This is a genomic window from Mameliella sp. CS4, assembly GCF_019392335.1.
Classification (GTDB): Bacteria; Pseudomonadota; Alphaproteobacteria; order Rhodobacterales; family Rhodobacteraceae; genus Antarctobacter.
This window is the reverse complement of sequence record NZ_JAHXRQ010000037.1, coordinates 1-22,490: the sequence shown is the minus strand read 5'-3', so window position 1 is coordinate 22,490 and position 22,490 is coordinate 1. Positions and strand designations below refer to the sequence as shown.

Annotated in this window: 26 protein-coding genes and 1 pseudogene; 21 read left to right on the top strand and 6 right to left on the bottom strand. The window is 65.9% G+C overall.

Annotated elements, in window-relative coordinates; translation table 11 throughout:
- The first annotated feature begins 5 nt into the window (after window positions 1-5).
- Together KZZ07_RS24870 and KZZ07_RS24865 are read left to right on the top strand one after the other, a co-directional pair.
- Window positions 6-728, top strand: a complete 723-nt coding sequence (locus KZZ07_RS24870) for an ABC transporter ATP-binding protein (protein ID WP_219519012.1) — start codon at window positions 6-8, stop codon at window positions 726-728.
- Complete coding sequence (locus KZZ07_RS24865) at window positions 725-1,531, top strand: ABC transporter permease (protein WP_219519010.1); 807 nt, start codon at window positions 725-727, stop codon at window positions 1,529-1,531. The genes KZZ07_RS24870 and KZZ07_RS24865 overlap by 4 nt, the downstream gene beginning before the upstream one ends.
- 199 nt (window positions 1,532-1,730) lie before the next feature.
- Here KZZ07_RS24865 and KZZ07_RS24860 read toward each other — a convergent pair whose 3' ends face one another.
- Window positions 1,731-1,943 carry a hypothetical protein gene (locus KZZ07_RS24860; protein WP_219519007.1) on the bottom strand — a complete coding sequence of 71 codons (213 nt, stop codon included), beginning with the start codon at window positions 1,941-1,943 and terminating at the stop codon, window positions 1,731-1,733.
- Between the two features lie 171 nt (window positions 1,944-2,114).
- Between KZZ07_RS24860 and KZZ07_RS24855 the strand changes: the two genes are divergently transcribed.
- The 7 genes from KZZ07_RS24855 (at window position 2,115) to pqqE (ending at window position 7,596) form a co-directional block, all read left to right on the top strand.
- The gene (locus KZZ07_RS24855; protein WP_219519004.1) at window positions 2,115-3,683 is read left to right on the top strand and encodes a sensor histidine kinase; all 1,569 of its coding nucleotides are present in this window, start codon (window positions 2,115-2,117) and stop codon (window positions 3,681-3,683) included.
- Between the two features lie 9 nt (window positions 3,684-3,692).
- Window positions 3,693-4,376: a response regulator transcription factor gene (locus KZZ07_RS24850; RefSeq protein WP_219519000.1), complete on the top strand. Its 684-nt coding sequence runs from the start codon at window positions 3,693-3,695 to the stop codon at window positions 4,374-4,376.
- Window positions 4,377-4,457: 81 nt separating this feature from the next.
- The gene (gene pqqA, locus KZZ07_RS24845) at window positions 4,458-4,550 is read left to right on the top strand and encodes a pyrroloquinoline quinone precursor peptide PqqA (RefSeq protein WP_043144416.1); all 93 of its coding nucleotides are present in this window, start codon (window positions 4,458-4,460) and stop codon (window positions 4,548-4,550) included.
- 22 nt (window positions 4,551-4,572) lie between these two features.
- On the top strand, window positions 4,573-5,469 hold the full coding sequence (gene pqqB, locus KZZ07_RS24840; RefSeq protein ID WP_219518984.1) for a pyrroloquinoline quinone biosynthesis protein PqqB: 897 nt from the start codon (window positions 4,573-4,575) through the stop codon (window positions 5,467-5,469).
- Window positions 5,466-6,215 carry a pyrroloquinoline-quinone synthase PqqC gene (gene pqqC, locus KZZ07_RS24835; RefSeq protein WP_219518981.1) on the top strand — a complete coding sequence of 250 codons (750 nt, stop codon included), beginning with the start codon at window positions 5,466-5,468 and terminating at the stop codon, window positions 6,213-6,215. Before pqqB ends, pqqC begins: the two co-directional genes overlap by 4 nt.
- Complete coding sequence (gene pqqD, locus KZZ07_RS24830; protein WP_219518978.1) at window positions 6,212-6,490, top strand: pyrroloquinoline quinone biosynthesis peptide chaperone PqqD; 279 nt, start codon at window positions 6,212-6,214, stop codon at window positions 6,488-6,490. Before pqqC ends, pqqD begins: the two co-directional genes overlap by 4 nt.
- On the top strand, window positions 6,487-7,596 hold the full coding sequence (pqqE, locus tag KZZ07_RS24825; protein ID WP_219518973.1) for a pyrroloquinoline quinone biosynthesis protein PqqE: 1,110 nt from the start codon (window positions 6,487-6,489) through the stop codon (window positions 7,594-7,596). The genes pqqD and pqqE overlap by 4 nt, the downstream gene beginning before the upstream one ends.
- 18 nt (window positions 7,597-7,614) lie before the next feature.
- Here the strand turns inward: pqqE and KZZ07_RS24820 are convergent, their stop codons facing one another.
- Window positions 7,615-8,304, bottom strand: a complete 690-nt coding sequence (locus tag KZZ07_RS24820) for a DnaA N-terminal domain-containing protein (RefSeq protein ID WP_219518970.1) — start codon at window positions 8,302-8,304, stop codon at window positions 7,615-7,617.
- Between the two features lie 489 nt (window positions 8,305-8,793).
- Here KZZ07_RS24820 and KZZ07_RS24815 point away from each other — a divergent pair, with 489 nt between their 5' ends.
- From KZZ07_RS24815 to KZZ07_RS24780, 8 genes are all read left to right on the top strand, one after another.
- On the top strand, window positions 8,794-10,101 hold the full coding sequence (locus KZZ07_RS24815) for an AAA family ATPase (RefSeq protein WP_219518967.1): 1,308 nt from the start codon (window positions 8,794-8,796) through the stop codon (window positions 10,099-10,101).
- A complete protein-coding gene (locus tag KZZ07_RS24810; RefSeq protein ID WP_219518965.1) occupies window positions 10,098-11,234 on the top strand; it encodes a ParB/RepB/Spo0J family partition protein in 1,137 nt (378 codons plus the stop codon). Before KZZ07_RS24815 ends, KZZ07_RS24810 begins: the two co-directional genes overlap by 4 nt.
- Window positions 11,235-11,437: 203 nt before the next feature.
- On the top strand, window positions 11,438-12,067 hold the full coding sequence (gene gfa / locus KZZ07_RS24805; protein ID WP_219518962.1) for an S-(hydroxymethyl)glutathione synthase: 630 nt from the start codon (window positions 11,438-11,440) through the stop codon (window positions 12,065-12,067).
- Between the two features lie 125 nt (window positions 12,068-12,192).
- Window positions 12,193-12,912 (top strand): LuxR C-terminal-related transcriptional regulator, encoded by a 720-nt coding sequence (locus KZZ07_RS24800; RefSeq protein WP_219518959.1) that lies wholly within the window; start codon window positions 12,193-12,195, stop codon window positions 12,910-12,912.
- Window position 12,913: 1 nt separating this feature from the next.
- Complete coding sequence (locus KZZ07_RS24795) at window positions 12,914-14,071, top strand: FIST N-terminal domain-containing protein (RefSeq protein ID WP_219518955.1); 1,158 nt, start codon at window positions 12,914-12,916, stop codon at window positions 14,069-14,071.
- Entirely contained in the window at window positions 14,068-16,389 is a 2,322-nt protein-coding gene (locus KZZ07_RS24790; protein ID WP_219518952.1) for an ATP-binding response regulator, read from the top strand. Before KZZ07_RS24795 ends, KZZ07_RS24790 begins: the two co-directional genes overlap by 4 nt.
- The gene (locus tag KZZ07_RS24785) at window positions 16,386-17,048 is read left to right on the top strand and encodes a hypothetical protein (protein ID WP_219518949.1); all 663 of its coding nucleotides are present in this window, start codon (window positions 16,386-16,388) and stop codon (window positions 17,046-17,048) included. Before KZZ07_RS24790 ends, KZZ07_RS24785 begins: the two co-directional genes overlap by 4 nt.
- On the top strand, window positions 17,045-17,389 hold the full coding sequence (locus tag KZZ07_RS24780) for a hypothetical protein (RefSeq protein WP_219518947.1): 345 nt from the start codon (window positions 17,045-17,047) through the stop codon (window positions 17,387-17,389). Before KZZ07_RS24785 ends, KZZ07_RS24780 begins: the two co-directional genes overlap by 4 nt.
- A gap of 71 nt (window positions 17,390-17,460) precedes the next feature.
- On the opposite strand, the gene KZZ07_RS24775 is transcribed toward KZZ07_RS24780, so the two are convergent.
- The 4 genes from KZZ07_RS24775 to KZZ07_RS24760 form a co-directional block, all read right to left on the bottom strand.
- The gene (locus tag KZZ07_RS24775; RefSeq protein ID WP_219518945.1) at window positions 17,461-18,261 is read right to left on the bottom strand and encodes a quinoprotein dehydrogenase-associated SoxYZ-like carrier; all 801 of its coding nucleotides are present in this window, start codon (window positions 18,259-18,261) and stop codon (window positions 17,461-17,463) included.
- A 94-nt stretch (window positions 18,262-18,355) separates the two neighbouring features.
- Window positions 18,356-18,685, bottom strand: a complete 330-nt coding sequence (locus KZZ07_RS24770; RefSeq protein WP_219518943.1) for a type II toxin-antitoxin system RelE/ParE family toxin — start codon at window positions 18,683-18,685, stop codon at window positions 18,356-18,358.
- 7 nt (window positions 18,686-18,692) lie between these two features.
- Window positions 18,693-18,935: a type II toxin-antitoxin system ParD family antitoxin gene (locus KZZ07_RS24765; RefSeq protein WP_219518939.1), complete on the bottom strand. Its 243-nt coding sequence runs from the start codon at window positions 18,933-18,935 to the stop codon at window positions 18,693-18,695.
- A gap of 69 nt (window positions 18,936-19,004) precedes the next feature.
- Window positions 19,005-19,622, bottom strand: a complete 618-nt coding sequence (locus KZZ07_RS24760; protein WP_219518936.1) for a hypothetical protein — start codon at window positions 19,620-19,622, stop codon at window positions 19,005-19,007.
- A 163-nt stretch (window positions 19,623-19,785) separates the two neighbouring features.
- Here KZZ07_RS24760 and KZZ07_RS24755 point away from each other — a divergent pair, with 163 nt between their 5' ends.
- The 4 genes and pseudogenes from KZZ07_RS24755 to KZZ07_RS24740 form a co-directional block, all read left to right on the top strand.
- Window positions 19,786-20,898: an S-(hydroxymethyl)glutathione dehydrogenase/class III alcohol dehydrogenase gene (locus tag KZZ07_RS24755; RefSeq protein WP_219518931.1), complete on the top strand. Its 1,113-nt coding sequence runs from the start codon at window positions 19,786-19,788 to the stop codon at window positions 20,896-20,898.
- Between the two features lie 3 nt (window positions 20,899-20,901).
- Window positions 20,902-21,726, top strand: a complete 825-nt coding sequence (fghA, locus tag KZZ07_RS24750) for an S-formylglutathione hydrolase (RefSeq protein ID WP_219518928.1) — start codon at window positions 20,902-20,904, stop codon at window positions 21,724-21,726.
- A gap of 24 nt (window positions 21,727-21,750) precedes the next feature.
- Entirely contained in the window at window positions 21,751-22,155 is a 405-nt protein-coding gene (locus tag KZZ07_RS24745) for a c-type cytochrome (protein WP_219518925.1), read from the top strand.
- 148 nt (window positions 22,156-22,303) lie between these two features.
- Window positions 22,304-22,490 (top strand): annotated as a pseudogene (locus KZZ07_RS24740) (PQQ-dependent dehydrogenase, methanol/ethanol family); the annotation flags it as partial.

Genomic DNA, 22,490 nt, shown 5'->3' with positions numbered 1-22,490 from the left:
ATGCGATGACAGACGGGCTGCGTGTCGAGGGGCTGAGTTTCAACTACGGGGCCAAGCAGGCGCTGGACAATGTGGGCTTTGCCGTGCCCCCGGGCCGGTTCTGCGCCCTGCTGGGTCCGAACGGCGCCGGGAAATCGACGCTGGTCTCTCTGCTGACCCGGCTTCTGGTGGCGCCGGGCGGCGACATCCATGTGGCGGGCCAGGACATGCGCCAGCATCCGCGCCGGGCGCTGGCCGCGCTTGGCGTCGTCTTTCAGCAATCCACCCTCGACCTCGACCTGACCGTGCGCCAGAACCTCGCCTATTTCGCGGCGCTGCACGGGCTGCCCCGGGCCCAGGTCCCCGCCCGCATCGACGCCGCGCTCGACCGGCTGGGGATGCGCGAACGCGCCGACGAAAAGGCCCGCGCGCTGAACGGCGGCCACAGACGGCGCACCGAACTGGCCCGCGCGCTGCTGCATGACCCGCGCGTGCTGCTGCTGGATGAGCCCACCGTGGGGCTGGACGTGGAATCGCGCATGGCGATCACCGCTCAGGTGCATGACCTCGCCCGCACCGACGGGCTCTGCGTGCTCTGGACCACCCACCTGACGGATGAGGTCCGCGACGAGGATCAGCTGCTGGTCCTGCACAAGGGACAGATCATCGCCGACGGCCAGACCGGAGAGATCCGGGGCGACATGCCCCTGTCGGACTGGTTCCTCGCAAAGACAAAGGTGCCGGCATGACGGGTTTCGGCATCAAGGGACACCTGGGCATCCTGCGCGCGGTCATCGGGCGCGAGTTCCTGCGCTTTGTCCACCAGCGCGAAAGGTTCATCGCCGCGCTTGTGCGCCCGCTGGTCTGGCTGCTGGTCTTCGCCGCGGGCTTTCGCGCCGCGCTTGGCCTCTCGATCATCCCGCCCTACCAGACCTACATCACCTATGAGACCTACATCGTCCCCGGCCTCTGCGGGATGATCCTGCTGTTCAACGGCATGCAGTCCTCCCTCAGCCTCGTCTACGACCGCGAGATGGGCTCCATGCGACTCCTGCTCACCAGCCCCTTTCCGCGCTGGTGGCTGCTCTTCTCGCGGCTGCTGGGATCGACGGCGATTTCCATCCTGCAGGTCTATACCTTCCTCGCCGTGGCGGCGGGCTTCGGCATCACCATGCCGCCAATGGGCTATGTCGCCGCCCTGCCCGCCCTGGCGCTGGCGGGGCTGATGCTGGGGGCGCTGGGGCTGGTCCTCTCCAGCTTCATCCGCCAGCTGGAAAACTTCGCCGGCGTGATGAATTTTGTCATCTTCCCGATGTTCTTCCTCTCCTCGGCGCTCTACCCGCTGTGGAAAATGGCCGAAAGCTCGGAGCTTTTGCACGACATCTGCGCGGCCAATCCCTTTACCCACGCTGTCGAGCTGATCCGCTTCGCACTCTACCTGCAGCTGAACCTGCCCGCGCTCGGCTGGGTGTCGCTTTCGGTCGCCGTCCTGATGGGCGCGGCGGTCTGGGGTTACGACCCCGCCCGCGGGCTGATGAAGCGCAAGACCTGACGCCGCGCGCGCCCTCCGGCACAGGCGCGCGCCCCGGCTTCTTCTCTGCAAAAATACTCCGGGGGGTGTCGACCGCAGGGAGACGGGGGCGCGCAGCCCCCCCTGCCCCGCGCCCCAAAACCCAATACCGTCAAAATCACAAAACCAAGGTCACAAACGAACACGCGACTGCGCCTCCCGTCAGGGCGCGTGTCCAATCTCAGGCGTCGCGCTCGATAAAACTCACGGGCTTGCACATCCAGCTCCGGATGGTGAAGGCCGGGTGGCTTTCGACCCATTTCGCCAGCACCGGCTGGGCGCCCATCATGCAGGTCATCGGCGTCACATCCGTGAAAAGCAGGCTCTTTTCCTCGCAGACCTGCGAAGACCCGACCTCACCCGAAATACAGACAACAAAGAGCAGTTCTATCATGGAAATCTCCTGTCAATTACATCTTTAGTCGTAGGCCCATGATGCCATGAAACCGGCTAGAACTCGAAAAATTCCCTGCGCCGCCACGAAACCCTGTCACAAAGCGGCGCATAAATTTCGGGCACCTCCCCCTGAATGCCCAGAAACCGGTCACCCCGGAAGGAGACGCCCATGCGCCTGTTCCCCTCGCTCTCGCTGAAACTGCGGCTGGGTCTGGGCGCGGCGCTCTTGGGTGCGGGGACGATCCTGGCGGCGGCGATCCTTTATACCGGCATGACGCGGGTCGCCGACCGGCTGGATGCGGCGCTGGCGGCCGAGGCCCGGATGAGCCGATACGCCGCCCTCTCGCGGCAGGTTTCGGGTTTCCTGGTGGTGGCGACAGAGGCGGTGCAACGCGGCCTGCCCGCCGACACACGGGCCGACCGGCTGGCCCCCCTGGCCGACCAGCTGCGCCGCACCTTCGCCGATCTCGACCGCGACCTGGAACAGGTGGTGATCCGGGCCGAGACGCTGGGGATCGACCAGCAATCGCGCCACGCGACCCAGTCGCTGGGCCTCGCCCGGATGCGCGCGCTGCTCGAAAACACCGTGACGGCGCTGGCCAATCCAGAGGCCGACCGCGACCGCCTGCGCGCCCAGACCGACAGTTTCGCCAGCGGCATCGACCCGCTGCTGAGCCAGGCCGTCAGCACAGAGGCGCGGTTCAGAAACGAGACCCTGCAAGGCATCGAGGACCTGCGCCGCAGCCTGTCCCTGACCGCCCTCCTGCTGGCCGCTCTGTCGCTGGCGCTGGTGGCGCTCTTCTACTTCGGGTTGATACGGCCGCAGTTCGGGCGGCTGGACCGGCTGCGCGCCGCCGCCCGCCAGATCGGGCAAGAGGATTTCGCCGTCGCCCTGCCCGTCACCCGTGGCGACGAGATCGGCCAATTGTATGCCGAGACCAACCGCATGGCCCGCGCCCTGTCCGACCGTCAGGCCGAGATCGCCGCCGACCGCGCCCGCCTGAACGAGATCGTCGCGGACCGCACAGAGGCGCTCAGCGCGGCCAACCTGCGGCTGGAACAGGTCGACGAGAACCGCCGCCGCTTTTTCGCCGACATCAGCCATGAATTGCGCACGCCGCTGACGGTGATCCTGATGGAGGCGCAGATCGGCCGCCAGACCGGCGCCGCGCCAGAGGCCTTTGCCACGATCGAGACGCGGGCGGCGCGGCTGAACCGGCGGATTGACGACCTCCTGCGCGTGGCGCGCTCCGATACCGGGCAACTGGCATTGGAGGTCCAGCCCGCCCCCCTGCCCCGCATCGCCGAGGATGTGACCGAGGAAGTCCGCGCCGAGATCGAGAACGCCGGGATGCGGCTGGAGCTGTCCGAAATCCCCGAACTGACTGTCAGCGCCGATCCCAACTGGCTGCGGCAGGTGCTGGCCGGGCTGGTGCGCAATGCCATCCGCCACGCCCGCGCCGGCGGGCTGGTGCGGATCGGCCCGGCGCGGGACGGCGCGCTGGCGGGGATCGCGGTCACCGATCATGGCCCCGGCATCCCGCCGCAGGATCAGGCCCGCATCTTTGACCGGTTCGCCCAGGGCACCGCCGCCAATGCCCAGGGGTTCGGCATCGGCCTGGCGCTGGCCCGCTGGGTGATCGAGGAACAGGGCGGACGGATCGACCTCGCCAGCCCGCTGCCGGACGGGCCATCCGGGACCAAGATCGCGGTTCTCCTTCCGCTTGCGGCGGAGTAGCTTGCGCCCATGACCGCGCGCCTGCTCATTGTCGACGACGACCCGCAGATCACCTCGGCCCTGGCCCGGGGGCTGGCGCTGCACGGCTATGAGGCCGAAACCGAAAACCGCGCCGACCGCGCCCTTGACCGGCTGATGGCAGAGGCCTTTCGCGGTGCCATCGTGGACGTGATGCTGGGCGCCGACAGCGGGCTGGACCTGGTGCGCACCGCCCGCGCGCGCGGCGCCACCCTGCCGATCCTCATGCTCTCGGCCCTGTCAGAGGTCGAACACCGCGCGGCGGGCCTTGAGGCCGGGGCGGATGATTACATCGTCAAACCCTTCTCCTTTGACGAACTGGTGGCCCGGCTGCGGGTTCAGGAACGCCGCGCCGACCGGCAGGCCCCGCAAGCCGCCCGCCTGACCCTGCCCGACCGCGTGCTCAGCGGCCCCGCCTCGGAAATCACCCTGACCGAGCGTGAGGCGGATCTGCTGTGCCTCCTGGCCGAACACGCGGGCACCCCGCTGCACCGGGGCACGATCTTTGACCACCTCTGGTCGGCGGAGGGGACTAGTGAAAACGTCGTAGACGTCTACATCGGCTATCTGCGCAAGAAATTGCACGGCCATGATTTCATGTTTGAAATCAGGACGATACGGAACAAGGGATTTTGCCTCACCGGAAACGCCCCGATCGTCGCCCGCGGTTCTTAGAAAATAAGAATCGTCAGGCCGCCGGCCCGGGTGCGACAGTCGAGGGGCTGAAAAGGCACCCACGTCAAAGGAGGAATGACAATGGCCTGGACCAAACCCGCGATCCGCGAAATCGAATGCGGCATGGAAATCAACATGTACGGCCCCGAACACGACGACGGCGTCCTGTTCTGAGTCGCGGCGCGCGGAGGGTATCATGAGTTTCCGCGCGCATATCCTCGGGGCGGCGGCGGGCGGTGGCCTGCCGCAGTGGAACTGCGGGTGTCGCAACTGCACCCTCGCCCGCGCCGGGGAGATTCCCTCGCAGACGCAATCCTCTCTTGCCGTGTCAGCGGACGGCCACAGCTGGGCGATATTGAACGCCTCCCCGGACATTCGTCACCAACTCTCCTGCACGCCCGCGCTGTATCCGACGGGGCTGCGAGACTGCCCGCTGCGCGCCGTGCTGGTGACAAATGGAGATATCGACCATGTGGCCGGCCTGCTGACCCTGCGCGAGATGCAGGAATTCACCCTGTTTGCGACCTCGGGCATACACGACGTCCTGGCGCAGAACCCGGTGTTCGACGCGCTGAATGCCAATGTCGTCACCCGCAGGGCCATCGACCTGGACCACCCGTTCGAGCTGTTGCCCGGCGTGACGGCGACGCTGTTCCCGGTGCCCGGCAAGGTGCCGCTGTACATGGAGGGCGAGACGGTCGAGACCGATGTGATCGGCGACCAGACCGTGGGCGTCGAACTGACCAGCGGCGACACCCGCGCGCTGTATATCCCCGGCTGCGCCATGCTGACCGATGACCTGCGCGCGCGCCTGCGCGGCGCTGACCTGCTGTTCTTCGACGGCACGCTCTGGCGCGATGACGAGATGATTGCCGAAGGGCTGGGCCGCAAGACCGGCCAGCGCATGGGCCATATGTCGATGAGCGGGCCGGATGGTTCTCTGACCGCCTTCGACGGGCTGGACATCGCCCGCAAGATCTTTGTGCACATGAACAACACCAACCCGGTGCTGCGCCCGGCATCCGAGGAACGCGCCAGCGCCGAGGCCGCCGGATGGACCATCGGACAGGACGGAATGGAGATCACCACATGACCCAAAGCCGCGAGGATTTCGAAGCCCGCCTGCGCCAGATCGGCGCCGAGCGCTATCACGACCTGCACCCTTTCCATGACCTCCTGCACGGCGGCGGCTGCACCCCCGACCAGGTGCGCGCCTGGGTCATCAACCGCTATTACTATCAGCATTCGATCCCGATGAAGGACGCCGCCTTCATGTCCCGGGTCGAGGACCCGGACCTGCGCCGCGCCTGGCGGAGCCGGATCGAGGATCACGACGGCACCGACAGCAACGAGGGCGGCATCCGCCGCTGGCTGCGCCTTGCGCAGGCGGTGGGGCTGGACCCCGACTATGTCGCCTCTTGCGAGGGCGTGTTGCCCGCCACAAAATTCGCCGTCGACGCCTATGTGCGCTTTGTCCGCGAAAAGACATTGCTGGAGGCGGTCGCCGCCTCGCTGACAGAGCTTTTCGCGCCCAAGATCCACGCCAACCGCATCGAGGGGCTGCTGAAGAACTACGATTTCGCCGATGACAGCTCGCTCTCCTACTTCCGCAACCGGCTAAAGGAGGCGCCCAAGGACGTGGCCTTTGGCCTGGGCTGGGTGCTGGACCATGCCGACACGCAGGAAAAGCAGGACATGGCCGCCAAGGCCCTGATCTTTAAAACAGATGTGCTCTGGTCCCAGCTTGACGCGCTGCATTCGGCCTATGTCGATCCCGCCCGCATCCCCCCCGGCGCCTGGCAACCGGGCGAGGGGCTGGCGCTGAAACGCGCCTCATGATCGAACCGGGTGACATCCCCGCCCTGCCCCGCGGCGTGCGGCTGCATTTCGACCGGGTGCGCGACACCTGGGTCCTGCTGGCGCCCGAACGCGCCATCACGCTGGACGCCGTGGGCCATGCCATCCTGTCCGAGGTCGACGGCGCCCGCAGCTTTGCACAGATCACCGCCGACCTGGCGCGGAAATACGACGCCCCCGCCGAAGAGATCGCCAAGGACAGCGCCGGGTTTCTCGGTGCCCTGCGCGACCGGCGTTTCCTGGACGTGACCCAATGACCCCACCGCCCCCCATCGCCATGCTGGCAGAGCTGACGCACCGTTGCCCGCTCTCCTGCCCCTATTGTTCCAACCCGCTGGACCTGGCCCGGATCGACTTGGAACTGGACACCGGGACATGGACCCGCGTGTTCCAAGAGGCCGCCGACCTGGGCGTTCTGCAACTGCACCTGTCCGGGGGCGAACCCGCCTCGCGCCGCGACCTGGTGGATCTGGTGCGCGCCGCGCGGGACGCGGGGCTTTACACCAACCTCATCACCTCCGGCATCGGGTTGTCACAGCGCCGCTTGCAAGAGCTGGACGCGGCGGGATTGGACCACGTGCAACTGTCGCTGCAAGGCACGGATGCAGAGATGGCCGATGAAATCGGCGGCTATCGCGGCGGCTTTGACCGCAAGATGCAGGTGGCCCGGTGGATCGGCGAGATCGGCTTTCCCCTGACGCTGAACGCCGTGCTGCACCGGCGCAACCTGCACCAACTGCCCCGCGCTCTGGAGATGGCGCAAGAGATGGGCGCGCGCCGGATCGAGGTCGCCACCGTGCAATTCCACGGCTGGGCCATGAAGAACCGCGACGCGCTGATGCCCACCCGCGAACAGGCCGCAGAGGCCACACGCATCGTGGGAGAGGCGCGCGCCGCGCTGAAAGGCACACTGGTGATCGACTACGTCCCCGCCGATTACCACGGCGACTATCCCAAGCGCTGCATGGGGGGCTGGGGCACAACGGGGCTGAACGTGGCGCCGGACGGGCAGGTCCTGCCCTGCCACGCCGCCCAGACCATCCCGCAGCTGACATTCGAAAACGTGCAGGACCGTCCGCTGGGCGAGATCTGGCGCGAGAGCGCCGCCTTCAACGCCTATCGCGGCACCGACTGGATGCAGGAGCCCTGCTCCAGCTGCGAGCGCAAGACGGTAGATTTCGGCGGCTGCCGCTGCCAGGCGATGGCGCTTGCGGGCGATCCCGCCGCGACCGATCCGGTCTGCGTGAAATCCCCCCATCACGGCGCGCTGCAGGCCCGTGCCCAGGGCCATGCGGCACAAGAGGGCGCAACGCTCACCTACCGCGACGCGCCACCGAAGAAGGCCGCGGAACCGGCGGAATAGACGTCAGGTCACAGCGCCCTACCCGGCCTCGACCCGCACATCGCGCACCGATGGGTCGATCCCGCTGACCACCGCCAAAAGCCGGGCGGCATGGTGGTTGGCGACGTAATCCGCGATAAAGCGTGACGGCGCCAGAAGCGTCAGCCGGCCCCCCGCGCACTCCGCTTCGACCAGCCCGGCGAACCAGGCCCGCGTCTGCGCCGCATCCCCGGCCTCCAGCACGGCCAGCGCCTGATCCCAGAGCCCCCCCTGCCCCGCTGTCGCCGCCGCGCGCGGTTGAAACGGCACGACCTTGGGGTCTTGTGGGGCGGGCGCCTCCTCGGGGGTGCCAAGACGCGCCGCCACATCCGGGCCGATCACCTCCCAGATCTCGCGGGTCTCGCCCAGCAGCGCCGCTAGGTTGATCGTGTAGACCGTCACCCGGCCCTTGACCCCTGCGCGCTTGACCTCCAGCCAGCCGAGGCTGCGCAGCTTGGCCAGTTCGCGTTTCACCGTGCGTTCGTCCACCGACCACAGCCGGGCAATCTCGGCCCGGCCGATGCTCAGTTCTCCGCTTTGCCAGTTGTACCGGGTGGTGATCAGCACCATGAGCCGCAGGATCAGTTTCTGCCGGTGCTTGTCCAGCGACAACGCCAGCACGCCAAGCGCCGACAGGATGTCGTATTTCATGGCGGGCGCATTGCGCCCCACCGCTTTGATCGCCTGCATGGTAGGCTCCGCTCATGTCCTGCCGGGAAGATCCCGCCTCATTTGCCCGGTTTATCTCGCGCTGCCAACGCTTTTCCGAGCTTGAGGACAATTTGCGTCCAGAGTTGCGATTCTGTCAAGGGACCGTGCGCTGCCCCCGGACCAGAGCCCCCCTGACCCTAATCCATTTTCAAAGAAAAAGGTGAGTTTATGGTGATGGGGGACATCCTGTCTGTCCCCCTATAGGCCGGAAATGTCCCCCTATGGCTCGTCTGGGTGCCTGGGGTGTCCCCCTATATCTAGCGCGGCCATCAAGGGGACGGTGCCACCGTCCAGGCTCCCTTTCCCGCCCTGCCCCCGAATCGACTCCGATTCGCAGGGGCTTGATTTCACGGGCGGATCTTACCCACGGGTAAGATCCATCCACAGGATAAATTCTTTTGCCAAAAACGCAAATCGGGCGTAAATGAAGGAACGTCGCGAAAGAACGTCCGAAAAGGAAACCGAGGCATGTTCACACATGAGGACCTGAGCGCCCTTCAAAACCGCTCGTTGAAACTGCAGGGCTGGATCCGGCAACAGACCTTCTCGCCCGAGATGGAAAAGACCCTGCGCCGCTTCTCGTCCTGGGAGGTGTCAGAGCTGATCTTTCGCATCAACCAGTCCACCTTTCGCGGCAAGCTGGCCGCCGATCCCACCCTGCCCGCCGGAGAGGTCGAACCGGACGGGCGGCAGCGCTGGTTCTCGCTCGAAGAGATCAACGAGCTGCGCCGCCGGTTGCGCATCAACAAGCGCAGCCTGATGCCCGCCCGCCCCGCCGGCAAACGCGCCGTGCGCGCGGCCATCGCCAATTTCAAGGGCGGCGCGGGCAAGTCGACCGTGGCGCTGCATTTCGCCCATGCGGCCGCGCTTGACGGCTACCGCGTGCTGGTGGTGGATTTCGACCCTCAGGCGACGCTGAGCCATTCGATGGGCCTGACCGACGTGGCCGAGGATCACACCGTCTGGGGCATCATGGCCCGCGACCTGATCCGCGAGACAGAGCGCATGAACGCCGGTCCCGTGGGCGCCGAAAGCGGCGCCGCCCTGCCCCGCCGCCACCTGCCCGCCGCGATCACCGAACTGGGCCTGGGCGAGCTGCGCATCACCGACTTCATCAAGCCGACCTGCTGGTCGACCATCGACGCGATCCCAAGCTGCGCCAATGCCGCCTTCGTCGAGTTTGCCAGCGCGCAATACCGGCACCTCAATCCCGACTGGTCCTTCTTTGCCGCCGTGTCGCGCTACCTCGACCAGATCCCCGATGACAGTTACGACCTGATCCTTTTCGACTGCCCGCCCGCCATCGGTTACCAGTCGATGAACGCGGTCTTTGCGGCGGACGTGCTGTATGTGCCCTCCGGTCCTGGCTACTGGGAATACGATTCGACGACCTCCTTTATCGGGCAGCTGGCCGAGGCGCTGGAGGATCTGTCGCACGGGTTCGACGGGACCTTACCCACGGGTAAGATCAACCTGCCGAAAGCCTTCCACGATGTGCGGTTCCTGCTGACCCGATTCGAGCCGGGCAACGACCTGCACCGCGCCATGCAGGATGCCTTTGGCAAGGTCTTTGGCGAACAGCTGGCAGAACACCCGGTGGAACTGACCCGCGCGGTGGAACAGTCGGGGCGATTCCTCAGCTCGGTATACGAAATGGATTACCGGGAGATGACCCGCGAGACCTGGCGCAGAGCAAGATCTACATTCGACCAGGCCTATGAGGAATTCCGCGCGACCGTGATCGGCGCCTGGGACAACATGGAGGCTGAAGGATGAGCAAGAAGCGCAGGATTTTCGACATCGACATGCCTGACGTGGGGCCGGACGTCGGGCCGGACCTTGGGTCCAATGACGGCCCCGACCGGAGCGCCGAGACCCCTCAGCCCAAGGCGCCCGACAAACCCGCGCGGCGCGGGCCGATGGCCTCGGCCATTTCGGAAAACGCCCATTCGCTGCGCGACCGCCAGGCCGCCGAGGCGCGCATCCGCGAAGAGAACGACAAGCTGGCGCAGGAGTTCGTCCGCCTGAAACGCGAAGGGCTGATCACCGACCGTATCCCGCTGGACGCGGTGGTGACGGAAAAGCTGTTGCGCGACCGCAAGCCGGGCGAGGATGAAGAGCTGGGCGAACTGCGGGACTCGATCCGCGAGATCGGCCTGTCCAACCCGATCCGCGTCGAAACCCGCGACGACGGGCGCTATGAACTGATCCAGGGGATGCGCCGGCTGATGGCCTTTCGCGCGCTTCAGGCGGCGGGTGAACCGGGGTTCGACACGATTCCGGCGGGCATCGTGCCGCCCGATCCGCAGACCGAAGGTAGCTATCGCCGGATGGTCGATGAAAACCTGGTGCGGCGCGATATCTCTTTCGCGGAAATGGCCACGCTGGCGCGCCGCTATGCCGCCGATCCGCGCCACGATTGCACCGATGTGTCAGAGGCGGTGGCGGTGCTGTTCAAATCCGCCAGCTACGTCAAACGCAGCTATATCCGCGCCTTTGCCGAATTGTTGCACCGGCTGGAAAAGGTGCTGGAACACCCGCAGGACATCCCGCGCAACGTGGGCGTCGACCTCAAGCGGCGGATCGACAACGAGCCTTCGCTGATCGCGCAGGTCAGCGCCGCGCTGCGCGCCGAACCGCGCCGCGACGCCGCGCGCGAGGTCGAGATCCTGCGCGGCTTTGCGCAGGGCGAGGGGGCGACCTTACCCACGGGTAAGACGCCTGCGACCAAGGCCAAGCCGCGCAAGCCCAAGACCACCTTTCAGGTCGCGCTGCCCGAGGGCATCGCACGCTGCAATGCCTCGCAAGGCCGGCTGGAGCTGCGTGACGATCGCGATTTCTCGGCCATCGACCGGCGCAACCTGGAACGCGCGGTGGCGGCATTCTATGCCGCGCTGGACGAAGATTGAGCAGGGCAGGGACCTTACCCACGGGTAAGGTCCCGCGAAAACCCTTTCCCGACAGGGGGTTGTACGGGTCACCCGCGCGCCGGGCCCGGTCGACCGATGCGCCAAAGCCGATACCATCGGCTGAATTGCCAAGATCCCCCCTCGTGCCTCACGCTGCGTAAGATGCGGCAGAAACCTGCCGTCATCGCAGGGAGGAACGAAAAATGGCACTCTTGGACAAGCTTTTTGGCGGCGGAGACGGCGACGACGCCACCCCGAAATACACCCATGTGAAAATCCACCCCCAGGTGGACAACGGCATCCCGCCCACGGCGCCCGGGTTCTCGGGCGGGACGCTGACCTGCAAATGCACCAGCGCACCGGTCAAGGTCGAGGTCGGCGCCCAGACCGCGCATAACCACGTCTGCGGCTGCACCAAGTGCTGGAAGCCGGCGGGCGCCATCTTTAGCCAGATCGCGGTGGTCGGGCGCGACCAGGTCAAGGTGACGGAAAACGGCGACAAGCTGGACATCGTGGATGCGGATGCGGCGATCCAGCGCCATGCCTGCCGCGACTGCGGCGTGCATATGTATGGCCGGATCGAGAACACCGGCCACCCGTTCCACGGGCTGGACTTCGTGCACACGGAACTGTCGGACAAGACCGGATGGGCGGCGCCGGAATTCGCCGCCTTTGTCTCGTCGATCATCGAATCCGGGGTCTCGCCCGACCGCATGGACGAGATCCGCGGCCGGCTGACGGAACTCGGCCTGACGCCCTATGACTGCCTCTCGCCGCCGCTGATGGACCTGATCGCCACCCATGTGGCCAAGCAGAACGGCGCCCTGGCCTGACTCCCTCCTTGGCCGGGTGTTGGCGCGGTGTCCCGGCGGGGCGCCGCGCAAACCCGTTCCGGCCACGTAAAAAATGGACAAGGGGCGAACTTTGGGTATCTTCCAAAGCTGGGAGGAAACATAAGATGTATCATGACACGGCCACCGTGCCGGATGGGTGTTTCTCATCTGTTCTCATCGTTGACGATCATCCGCTGTATAGTGACGCCCTGGCCGCCGCCCTTGGCATCGTCTTCGCCGACTGCGCCGTGCAGAAGGCCGGAACGCTGAAAGAGGCGATGACGCAGCTCAAGGGCGGGCTGGAACCGGACCTGGTGATGTTCGATCTGAAACTGCCGGATGTGACCGGCATTTCGGGATTCCTGGAACTGCGCGACCGTATGGCCAGCACGCCGATCCTGGTGATTTCCTCGCTCGCCTCGGTCGAGCTGGTGCGCACGCTGATGCGCGAAGGGGCGGCGGGCTTCCTGCCCAAGGATGCCTCGGCCAAGGTGCTGGCCTCTGTCCTGACGGAAATCGCCTCGGGGCGGAAATACTTCCCCAAGGACATCCTGCAATCGGCGCCGCAACCCAGTGACCCGGACGACGCCGCCGAGATGAACCCCCGCTTTGCCGAGCTGACGCCACAGCAGAAACGCATCATGAAACTGATCTGCGCCGGCAAGCCGAACAAGCAGATTGCCTATGAACTGTCGCTGGCAGAGGCCACGGTCAAGGCGCATATCACCGCGCTGTTGCGCCGCCTGGGGGTGCAGAACCGGACCCAGGCCGCCGTCATGATGGAAAACTCGGTGTCCGGCGCCGCGGGGCTGGATCCGGAGGCGCAGGCCTTCCTGAGCCGGTAACATGCGGGACGAAGACATCTCACCGCAGCATGTGCGGGTCGGCGCCTCGACGCAGACGGACACACGCGCCGCGGTGCGCGAGGCGACGGCCTGCATCGACCCGCGCGACACCTGTTTCGTGCTGGCGCTGATGCCGCAGAGTTTCGACCGCGAGGTGATGGCGCAGGAGCTGACCCGCCACATGGACGGCGTGCCGGTCTTTGGCTGCACCACCGCCGGGCAGATCACCGCGCATGGCTACGAAACCGGGGCGCTGCAACTGATCGCCTTTCCGCGCGAACATTTCCGCTGTGCCTCGTTGCTGATCGAACCGCTGAAACCGATCTCGATCACCGAGATCGCCGCCCAGGCAACGCGCCACGCGGTGCGGTTCCAGCGCACCGCCGGCTGGAACCGGCTGGCGCTGATCCTGTCGGACGGGCTGTCGAAACAGGAAGACCTGTTGATCTCGACGCTGGAAACCGTGCTGGACGACCTGCCGGTCTTTGGCGGATCGGCGGGGGACGGGCTGTCGTTCGGGGAAACGCTGATCCTGCACAACGGGCAGTTCCGCAGCAACGTGGCGCTTCTGATGCTGCTGGAAACGGACCTGCAGTTCCAGGGCATCGGGTTCGACCATTTCCTGCCCACGGACACGCAGCTGGTCATCACCGACGCCGACCCCGAAGAACGGCTGGTCAAGGAGATCAACGGCGCCCCGGCGGCGCAGGAATATGCCCGGCTTGTGGGCTGCGGGGTCGCAGACCTGTCGCCGCAGATCTTTGCCGAAAACCCGATCCTCGTGCGCTATAATCAGAATTACTACGTCCGCGCCATCAGCAGCGTGAAGGACGGGCAGGCGCTGTCCTTTCTGGCCGCCATCGACGACGGCGTGGTGCTGACCCTGGGCAAGGGGACAGAGATCATCAAGACGCTGGAGGCGGGGCTTGGCGTGTCGGGCCCCGGCGGGCTGACGCCGGATTTCATCCTTGGCTTTGACTGCGTGCTGCGCAAGCTGGAGATCGAACAGAAACAGCTGGGCGGTGAGGCCTCGGCGCTGTTCCGGGCGCACAAGGTTCTGGGCTTCAACACCTATGGCGAACAGCATTGCGGCGTCCACATGAACCAGACCTTTGTCGGCGTCGCCTTCTTTGACCCGGCGGGCAGGGCGCTGGGATGAGCCTGGTCGACGAGAACGCCCCGCCCGAGGAACAGATCGCCCGGCAGGCCAAGATCATCGACGCGCTGATGCGCCGCGCCAACCGCAGCAACGATGTCGGCGTCTCGGCCTACAGCGCCTTTCAGTCGGCCATCGAACTGCAGGCGCAGGTGGCGGCCAAGACCCGCGACCTGGAACGCGCCGCAACCGAGCTGGAAAGCGTCCGCTACGACCGCGAACGCGCCCGCCGCACGCTGGAGGATGCGCTGTCGGCGATGGGCGAGGGGTTTGCCCTGTTCACCGGCGGGCGGCTGGACATCTGCAACGTGCTGTTCCGCACCTTTCTGCCCGACGTGGCCTTTCGCGTGCGCAAGGGGCTGCGGCTGGAAGACTACCTGGATTACATGATGCATAGCCGCGCGCTGGTCTCGACCGACCGCGGCATCACCCGCAATTTCGCCCCCGAGGATCGCGGCGGCACCGGCGCCTCTGTCCGGTCGGTGGTGATCGAGCTGCGCGGAGACCGCTGGTATCAGCTCAGCCAACAGCGCACGTCCTCGTCGAACGTGGTGCTTTTGCTGACCGAAATCACCTCGATCGTGCGGCAGAGCCGATCTGAAAAGGAACTGCTGATCGACCGGCAGGCGGCCTATATCCAGGCTGCGTTCGAGGACATGACATCCGGCGTCTGCACCTTTTCCTCTTCGGGAGAGGTGATGATGTACAACCGGCAATTCCGGCAATTGCTGGGCCTGCCGTTCACACTGCTGCAAAAGGGCACGACGCTGACCCGGCTGCTGGATTTCCTGCGCAACAATTCCCTGGTGGCCGAGGATGCCGACCTGCGGGTCGAGGCCTGGCGGCGGCACCTGCAGCACGAGGGCTGGCTGCGCAAGCGCATCCGCCACGGCACGGACAGGGTGCTGGAACTGCAGGTCAACCGGTTGCCCGATGACGGGTTTCTTGTGGAACTCAACGATGTGACGCTGGAAAGCCGCGCCACCGAGATCCTTGAAAATCGGGTGCAGGAACGCACCGCCGAACTGACCGAGGCCAACCGCCGCCTGACCGAACAATACGAGGAAAAGGCCCGCGTCGAAGAGGAATTGCGCCTGGCCAAGGAACGCGCCGAGGCGGCGGTGTCCTCCAAGACGCGGTTCCTGGCGGCGGCCAGCCACGATCTCTTGCAGCCGGTGAACGCGGCCAAGCTGCTTTTGGCGACGCTCAAGGAACGCACGCGGGGCACGGAATTCGCCGCCACGGTCGAACGGCTCTATGGCGCCTTCGGCTCGACCGAGCAGCTGTTGCATTCGCTGCTGGACATCTCGCGCCTGGAAAGCGCCGATCCCAGCGCCGTCAGCCCCAGCGAAATCAGCCTGGGCGGGCTGATGCAGGGCATCTACGAGGACCAGTCGGCGCTGGCCGAACAAAAGAACGTGCGCCTGTCGGTGGTGCCCTCTGACGTGCTGGTCTGTTCCGACCCGGTTTACCTGCTGCGCTCGATCCAGAACCTTGTGGTGAACGCGATCCAGTACACGGAACCGGGGGGCCGGGTGCTGGTGGGCTGCCGCCGCCGGGGCAAAAAGGTGATCCTGCAGGTCTGGGACACGGGCATCGGCATCGGCCTGAAGGATCAGAAACGCATCTTCGAGGAATTCGCCCGGGCCGAGAATGTCGCGCTCGCCTCCGGCGTGGGGCTGGGGCTGTCGGTGGTGGACCGGGCCTGCAAGCTGTTGGGCCATCGGCTTTGGGTGCGGTCGAAACCCGGGGTCGGCTCGCTCTTTTGCATCGAGCTGGACCGGGTGCCGGGCCGCCGTGTCCCGGTCGAGCCGCCCACCGTGGCGCCGGCGGATACGGATGTCGAGCTGGAGCGCATCATCCTGGTGATCGAGAACGACCCGGACGTGCTGTTCGCCATGACGCAGAAACTGGAACACTGGGGGGCCAGCGTGCTGGCCGCGCCTTCGACCGCCGAGGCGCTGATGCATGTGCGGGACATGGGGCTGGCGCCGGATATCGTGCTGGCGGATTACCAGCTGGACGGCGACGATACCGGCGTGCGCGCCATCGCCGAGATCCGGCGCGAAACCGGCGTGCATGTGCCCGCCATCGTCATCACCGCCGACCGGCGCGAACAGATCCGGCGGCTGGGGGCCGAGCAGGGCTTTACCGTCATGCACAAGCCGGTGCAGCTGTCCAAGCTGCGGCCGCTGATCGAATGGAAGATCCGCTGGCAATCGCCGGAGCCGGACACGACCCGGGAGCAGGCACAGACAAAAGTCGGCCATGACAGCGAGGCGCAGGGGAATACTCTGGGCGCAGGGAGGCACGTCACATGAAACTTCTATCCGCGATCTGCATAGCCGCAGCACTTGCCACGGCCCCGGTGCAGGCCACGCCGGTGGAGCCGGGCGAACATTACGACCTGTTGTTCCGCAAGGGCACGCTGGAAGAGATCGGCGCCGAGACCACGCTGATCTATTCGCGCGCCGTCACCAATGCGCTGGCCCCGCAGGCGGCAGAGCGTGACACCGGCGACATCGCCCTGACGCTGGGCGCCGCGGACGATCCGCTGGCGCAGCTGGAGTTCCGCAAGGATGACAAGCACCGCGGGCTGGGGAGTTTCCCGGCCAGCGTCGGCAACCCGATGATCATGTATTTCTATGAAAGCGTGATCCGCGACATGGCCGAGGCGGCGGGCGGCAGCCCCTATTACATCCGCAACCGCGTCAAGGAGGCGCTGGTTGCCCCGACCGAGGTCGAAGAGGGCACAGCCATGTTCGACGGCCGCAGCGTGCCGGTGCGCATCGTGCGGCTGCATCCCTTTGCCGGGGACCCGAACAGGGCGCGGATGAAGGGCTTTGGCGAGCTGGAAATGCGCGTTGTCATGTCCGAGGAGGTGCCGGGTTGGTATCTCTCGCTGACCGCCGAAACCTCCGGCCCCGAGACGGACACGGTGTACCGGTCGGAAATGCGGTTTGAGGGGGTGGAGCAGTGAGGGCGCTGGCGCTGGTCCTGACCCTTTTGCCCGGCGCGGTTCTGGCGCAGAGCGCGGCGCAGCGGCTGAACGACTATCCCACGGTGGCGCGGGCGGATTACATCTTTGCCTGCATGGCGGTGAACGGTCAGACCCGTGTCGCGCTGGAGAAATGCGCCTGTTCCATCGACGAGATTGCCGCGATCCTGCCCTTCGAGGCCTACGAGAAGGCGGAAACCGTGCTGTCCATGCGCCGCGTGGGCGGTGAACGCATGGCGGTCTTCAACAGCTCTGTCGCGGCGGCGCATATCGTCGATGACATGCGCCGCGCCCAGGTCGAGGCGGAACTGGTCTGTTTCTGAGCGGGGCAGGGGGGGCGGCCCGGCGCGGCGGCCTGCGGCCTTGTTCCGCGCCGACGCGCTGCGTTCGCAGTTCAGCCTTCTGCCAGTTTCGGCAGCTCACGGGTAAAGGTGTTGCCCTCGGTGTCGGTGGCGATGACCTTCAGCGTCGGCGCGCCGTTCTCGGTATAGGCAAAGCGGAACACCGGGTCCTCGGAGATGGAAATCCCGCCGTCCAGGCTGAACAGCATCTCGTCGCCCTGCCAGACCTCCAGGTGGTCGATGAAATGCGCCGAGATGAAGAGTTGCGTGATCTGGTCGCGCTGCAGGCCCGAGTAATTCGGGTGCCGGATCATGATTTCCGCCGTGCGCCGGGGGGTCGAGACCCGCGCCTCGCCGTCGGCCATGTCCAGCCGCATCTGGCCCATCGCCGCCAGCGCCTGCGCCGCGTCACCGCCGGCGGGGGCCGAACAGCCGCCCGAAGCCTTGACGAAGCGCCCGGCCATGAACAGGCCCTGCGGCGTCTCGCCGATCACCCGGACGTTGGAATACTGGTTCACCCGCAAGTTCAGCGCAAAGTCCAGCGGCAGCATCGCCGGTGAGAACTGCAGCCGCGCCGCGACGGGCGCGGGGTTTTCGTCGATGACGATGGTGGCGGCATTGATCGGCACGGCGGGATCGGTCTGGGTGATCTCCAGCGGCACCATCGCCGCATCCGCGGCGCGATAGGGCGCCGTCACCGCGAAGGGGGCAGGGGCCTCGGACACCGGGCGGTCGCCCAGCACGTCGAATTTCATGTCCTGCCAGCTGGGGCTTTGGGTCAGCGGGTTGTCCTGCGCCGGGGCAGGGGACGACAGCAGCGCGATACAGGCGGCCGCAAGGATGGCATGTCTCATGGTGGTTCCTCCCGCGCGCAGTCTGCCACAGGGGCGCGCGCCTGCGAACGCAGCGGAAAGTCTGGGTCTGTTCACATCTTCGCGCGCGGGCGGGTCAGGCGTCGTCCCCGCCAAGCGCGGCCAGCCGTCGGGGCAGGTCGCTGCGGACATGCAGCACGTCGATGACGGTGAGCCGCTCGGGCGCCTCGATGAAAACGATGAAATGCTGGCCGACGCGGGCAAAGCGCAGGTCCTCCGGCAGGGCGGGGTCGATCAGGCGGCGGCAGGGGCGCGACAGGGCGCGGCCTGCGGCCAGCGCGGTGCAGCCGTCGATCAGCTCTTGTCCGTAAAGCCGGGCCTGTCGGGGGCCAAAGGTGTCCGCCGTCCAGCGGGCGATCTCCTGCAGGGCCGTTTCCGCCTGCAGGGTAAGGACAAAGGGGCGCAAGCGCGGGTCAGAGGCCAAAGGCGCGGCGCAGGGCCTCTTCGCCGGTGCCCTCGGCCAATTCGCCGTTGCGGGCCTGGTCGACGCCGCGCATCAATCGGGCGCGCAGCTCCTGCAGCTCGATTTCGTCGCGTTCCAGCAGGCGCAGCCCGGCGCGCAGCGCCTCGGAGGCGTTCTGATAACGCCCGGAGGCGACAAGATCGTCGATGAAACGCGATTGCGGATCGGTCAGGACAACGTTGCGGGTGGCCATGTCAGGCTCCTGTGCTGGCGCATTGGCAATATATGCCATCAGGGGCCGCTTGTCCAAGGGGGACCGGACTCAGCCGTCTTCGCGGATCTGCGCCTGCAACAGGCGGGCAATGGCGTACAGGCGCTTTTCCAGCAGCGTCGGGGTTTCGCAAAGATAGGTGATCGAGTGCTGGCGGTCGGTATAGATCGTCTGATTCCAGTCGATCTGTTCCTCCAGCGCGTCGACCCGGTCGAAATCCGGCTCCTCGGCGGCCAGCAGGCGGTCCATCTCTCCGCGGTCCGAATCGATCTTTTCCGACAGTTCGATCTGGCTGAGCGAGAATTCCGCGATGCCCTTGATGATCCGGCTGCGGCGCTGCGAGAGCGTGTCGAAGACCTCGGCAAAGACGCGGGTGAGGATCTGCGGATCACCCTTGTAGGTTGCGGCAAACCCGGCAACCTCGTCTTCCAGCTCGGCCACTTCGATCCGGCGCAGGGCCAGCAATTCGGCCAGCTTCGTAATGTCCGCCTGCGCCGCCGCGTCGGGCGTGACGTTTTCGTCGGGCATGATCGGCCACATCAGGCCCATCGACATCCGTTCAACCTTACGCTGAACGCAAGGCCAGGTCGGGTCCGAGAAATCGGCCGCCTGGGCGGGGCCGAGCGGGCCAACCAGGGCCAAAACGGCGAAAATCCTAAGGGCTTTCATGGTCTCTGTCCTCCCGTGTTCCGGACTATGCCCGGGGGCGCGGATCGAGTCCATGCAGCGGTATACCCACCATTGTATTGGTTGTTTTGTCGCAGGTGGCTCATCAATACTTCACCGCAAGAGGCGCCGGATAACACTGCCCGGCGCCGTAGGAGGACAAACGATGAGAACGCGTGCCGCTGTGGCAGTTGAGGCTGGTAAGCCCTTGGAAATCATGGATGTGGAACTGGACGGCCCCCGGGCCGGAGAGGTCCTTGTCGAGATCAAGGCGACGGGCCTTTGCCACACCGACGAATTCACCCGCTCGGGCGCCGACCCCGAGGGGATCTTTCCCGCCATCCTGGGCCACGAGGGCGCCGGCGTGGTGGTCGAAGTGGGCGAAGGGGTGACCACCCTGGAAGTGGGGGACCATGTCATCCCGCTGTACACGCCCGAGTGCCGGGAGTGCGAATACTGCCTCAACCCCAAGACGAACCTGTGCCAGAGCGTGCGGGCGACGCAGGGGCAGGGGCTGCTGCCGGACGGCACCACGCGGTTCAAGATGCTGGATGGCACGCCGATCCATCACTACATGGGCTGCTCGACCTTCGCCAACCACACGGTGGTGCCTGAAATCGCCCTGGCGAAGATCCGCAAGGACGCGCCCTTTGACAAGGTCTGCTACATCGGGTGCGGCGTCACCACGGGCGTCGGCGCGGTCATCAACACCGCCAAGGTCGAGATCGGCAGCCGCGCGGTTGTCTTTGGCCTGGGCGGGATCGGTCTGAACGTGATCCAGGGCCTGCGGCTGGCGGGGGCCGACCAGATCGTCGGCGTCGACCTGAACGACGACAAGGAAGAGATGGGCCGCCACTTCGGCATGACCGATTTCGTGAACCCGTCCAAGATCGAGGGCGATCTTGTGGCCCACCTGGTCGAGTTGACCAAGGGCGGCGCCGATTACAGCTTTGACGCCACCGGCAACGTGCAGGTGATGCGCGCGGCGCTGGAATGCGCGCACAAGGGATGGGGCGAAAGCATCATCATCGGCGTGGCGCCAGCGGGGGCGGAAATCAGCACGCGGCCCTTCCAGCTGGTCACGGGCCGGGTCTGGCGCGGCACCGCATTCGGCGGCGCACGGGGCCGGACGGATGTGCCGAAAATCGTCGACTGGTACATGGACGGCAAGATCGAGATCGACCCGATGATCACGCACAAGCTGACCCTGGACGAGATCAACCACGGCTTTGACCTGATGCACGAGGGCAAGTCGATCCGCGCGGTCGTGGAATTCTGATCGATGGAGATTGTCTCGGAAAACCGGAGCTTTGGTGGCGTGCAGGGCGTCTATCGGCATGCGTCGAACGCCTGCGGCTGCGAAATGACCTACGCGGTCTACCTGCCGCCCCAGGCCCAGGAGGCGCCGGTGCCGGTGCTGTGGTATCTCTCGGGGCTGACCTGCAACCACGAAAACGCCATGACCAAGGGCGGGTTCCAGGAACACGCGGCGCGGCACGGGCTGGCGGTGGTCTTTCCGGACACCTCGCCGCGCGGCGAGGGCGTGGCCGACGACGAAGCCTATGACCTGGGGCAGGGCGCGGGGTTCTACGTGAATGCCACGCGCGACCCCTGGCGGCAGAACTTTCGGATGTACGATTACATCCTGGCGGAACTGCGCGCCGAGGTGCTGGAAAACCTGCCGGTGCAGGACCGTCACGGCATCACCGGGCATTCCATGGGCGGGCATGGCGCCATCACAATGGCGGTGCGCAACCACGGCATGTTCGAGTCGCTGTCCGCCTTTGCGCCGATCGCCAACCCGACCCGCTCGGACTGGGGCCGCAAGCAGCTGAGCGCCTACCTGGGCGACGACGAAACCACCTGGTCGCAGCATGATTCGGCCCTGTTGCTGGACGAATACGGCTGGAAGGGCGATCTGCTAGTGGACCAAGGTGCTAGCGACCAGTTCCTTGACCTTTTGAAACCGGAAGTACTTGCTGACAGTATGGCGCGTCGGCGCCAGCCAGGACAGGTGAGGATGCACAAGGGATACGACCATTCGTATTTCTTCGTGAACTCCTTTGCCGGAGATCACGTGGCCTGGCATGCCGAGCGGCTGAACTGAAAGACAACCGGAGAGACCCGAAAAATGATCAAGAAAATCCTGTCCGTCACCTGCCTGACCCTGTTGCCCGTCGTGGCCTTTGCCGAAAGCCACGCGATGGAGGGCGACGCCGAGGACGGTGAAAAGGTGTTCCGCAAGTGCAAGGCCTGCCACCAGGTCGGCCCCGACGCCAAGAACCGCGTCGGCCCGATCCTGACCGGCATCGTCGGCCGCACCCCGGCCTCGGTCGAAGGGTTCAAGTATTCGGACGCGATGCAGGCCCTGGCGGATGAAGGCAAGACCTGGACGCCCGAGGAACTGGCGGCCTTCCTGGAAAAGCCGCGCGACTATGCCAAGGGCACCAAGATGGCCTTTGCCGGCCTGCGCAAGGAAGAGGACCGTAACGATGTGATCGCCTACCTGGCGACCTTCGGCGAGGCCTCGGAATAACCGATTTCGGCGCGCCCGCAGGGGAACGCCGGTACCCGGTCCGTTGGGGAGGAGAGACCAGCGGATCGGGGTAAGACGGCCCCCGCCCGGCTTTTGGGCGGCGGCCACCAGCATGGCCCCAGCGGCCACCCAACGGGAGGAAATCCTTATGAAGAAGCTATCGCTTTTCACATCTGGACTCGCGCTTTGCATTGCCACGTCGGCATTCGCAAATGACGATCTCATCAAGCAGATGAATGATCCGGCGCAATGGGCGATCCAGACCGGCGACTACGAAAACCAGCGCTATTCCGATCTGGACCAGATCAACAAGGACAACGTCGACGACCTGCAGG

What these genes read in the sequence shown, in the direction of transcription:
- KZZ07_RS24860 (WP_219519007.1), bottom strand. Translation starts at nt 1,943, where the DNA reads ATGATAGAACTGCTCTTTGTTGTCTGTATTTCGGGTGAGGTCGGGTCT.
- KZZ07_RS24760 (WP_219518936.1), bottom strand. Translation starts at nt 19,622, where the DNA reads ATGAAAGCCCTTAGGATTTTCGCCGTTTTGGCCCTGGTTGGCCCGCTC.
- KZZ07_RS24850 (WP_219519000.1), top strand. Translation starts at nt 3,693, where the DNA reads ATGACCGCGCGCCTGCTCATTGTCGACGACGACCCGCAGATCACCTCG.
- pqqB (WP_219518984.1), top strand. Translation starts at nt 4,573, where the DNA reads ATGAGTTTCCGCGCGCATATCCTCGGGGCGGCGGCGGGCGGTGGCCTG.
- KZZ07_RS24870 (WP_219519012.1), top strand. Translation starts at nt 6, where the DNA reads ATGACAGACGGGCTGCGTGTCGAGGGGCTGAGTTTCAACTACGGGGCC.
- KZZ07_RS24765 (WP_219518939.1), bottom strand. Translation starts at nt 18,935, where the DNA reads ATGGCCACCCGCAACGTTGTCCTGACCGATCCGCAATCGCGTTTCATC.
- pqqE (WP_219518973.1), top strand. Translation starts at nt 6,487, where the DNA reads ATGACCCCACCGCCCCCCATCGCCATGCTGGCAGAGCTGACGCACCGT.
- KZZ07_RS24775 (WP_219518945.1), bottom strand. Translation starts at nt 18,261, where the DNA reads ATGAGACATGCCATCCTTGCGGCCGCCTGTATCGCGCTGCTGTCGTCC.
- KZZ07_RS24865 (WP_219519010.1), top strand. Translation starts at nt 725, where the DNA reads ATGACGGGTTTCGGCATCAAGGGACACCTGGGCATCCTGCGCGCGGTC.
- pqqA (WP_043144416.1), top strand. Translation starts at nt 4,458, where the DNA reads ATGGCCTGGACCAAACCCGCGATCCGCGAAATCGAATGCGGCATGGAA.
- KZZ07_RS24785 (WP_219518949.1), top strand. Translation starts at nt 16,386, where the DNA reads ATGAAACTTCTATCCGCGATCTGCATAGCCGCAGCACTTGCCACGGCC.
- KZZ07_RS24790 (WP_219518952.1), top strand. Translation starts at nt 14,068, where the DNA reads ATGAGCCTGGTCGACGAGAACGCCCCGCCCGAGGAACAGATCGCCCGG.
- KZZ07_RS24820 (WP_219518970.1), bottom strand. Translation starts at nt 8,304, where the DNA reads ATGCAGGCGATCAAAGCGGTGGGGCGCAATGCGCCCGCCATGAAATAC.
- gfa (WP_219518962.1), top strand. Translation starts at nt 11,438, where the DNA reads ATGGCACTCTTGGACAAGCTTTTTGGCGGCGGAGACGGCGACGACGCC.
- KZZ07_RS24800 (WP_219518959.1), top strand. Translation starts at nt 12,193, where the DNA reads ATGTATCATGACACGGCCACCGTGCCGGATGGGTGTTTCTCATCTGTT.
- KZZ07_RS24810 (WP_219518965.1), top strand. Translation starts at nt 10,098, where the DNA reads ATGAGCAAGAAGCGCAGGATTTTCGACATCGACATGCCTGACGTGGGG.
- pqqC (WP_219518981.1), top strand. Translation starts at nt 5,466, where the DNA reads ATGACCCAAAGCCGCGAGGATTTCGAAGCCCGCCTGCGCCAGATCGGC.
- KZZ07_RS24795 (WP_219518955.1), top strand. Translation starts at nt 12,914, where the DNA reads ATGCGGGACGAAGACATCTCACCGCAGCATGTGCGGGTCGGCGCCTCG.
- KZZ07_RS24855 (WP_219519004.1), top strand. Translation starts at nt 2,115, where the DNA reads ATGCGCCTGTTCCCCTCGCTCTCGCTGAAACTGCGGCTGGGTCTGGGC.
- KZZ07_RS24745 (WP_219518925.1), top strand. Translation starts at nt 21,751, where the DNA reads ATGATCAAGAAAATCCTGTCCGTCACCTGCCTGACCCTGTTGCCCGTC.
- fghA (WP_219518928.1), top strand. Translation starts at nt 20,902, where the DNA reads ATGGAGATTGTCTCGGAAAACCGGAGCTTTGGTGGCGTGCAGGGCGTC.
- KZZ07_RS24815 (WP_219518967.1), top strand. Translation starts at nt 8,794, where the DNA reads ATGTTCACACATGAGGACCTGAGCGCCCTTCAAAACCGCTCGTTGAAA.
- KZZ07_RS24755 (WP_219518931.1), top strand. Translation starts at nt 19,786, where the DNA reads ATGAGAACGCGTGCCGCTGTGGCAGTTGAGGCTGGTAAGCCCTTGGAA.
- pqqD (WP_219518978.1), top strand. Translation starts at nt 6,212, where the DNA reads ATGATCGAACCGGGTGACATCCCCGCCCTGCCCCGCGGCGTGCGGCTG.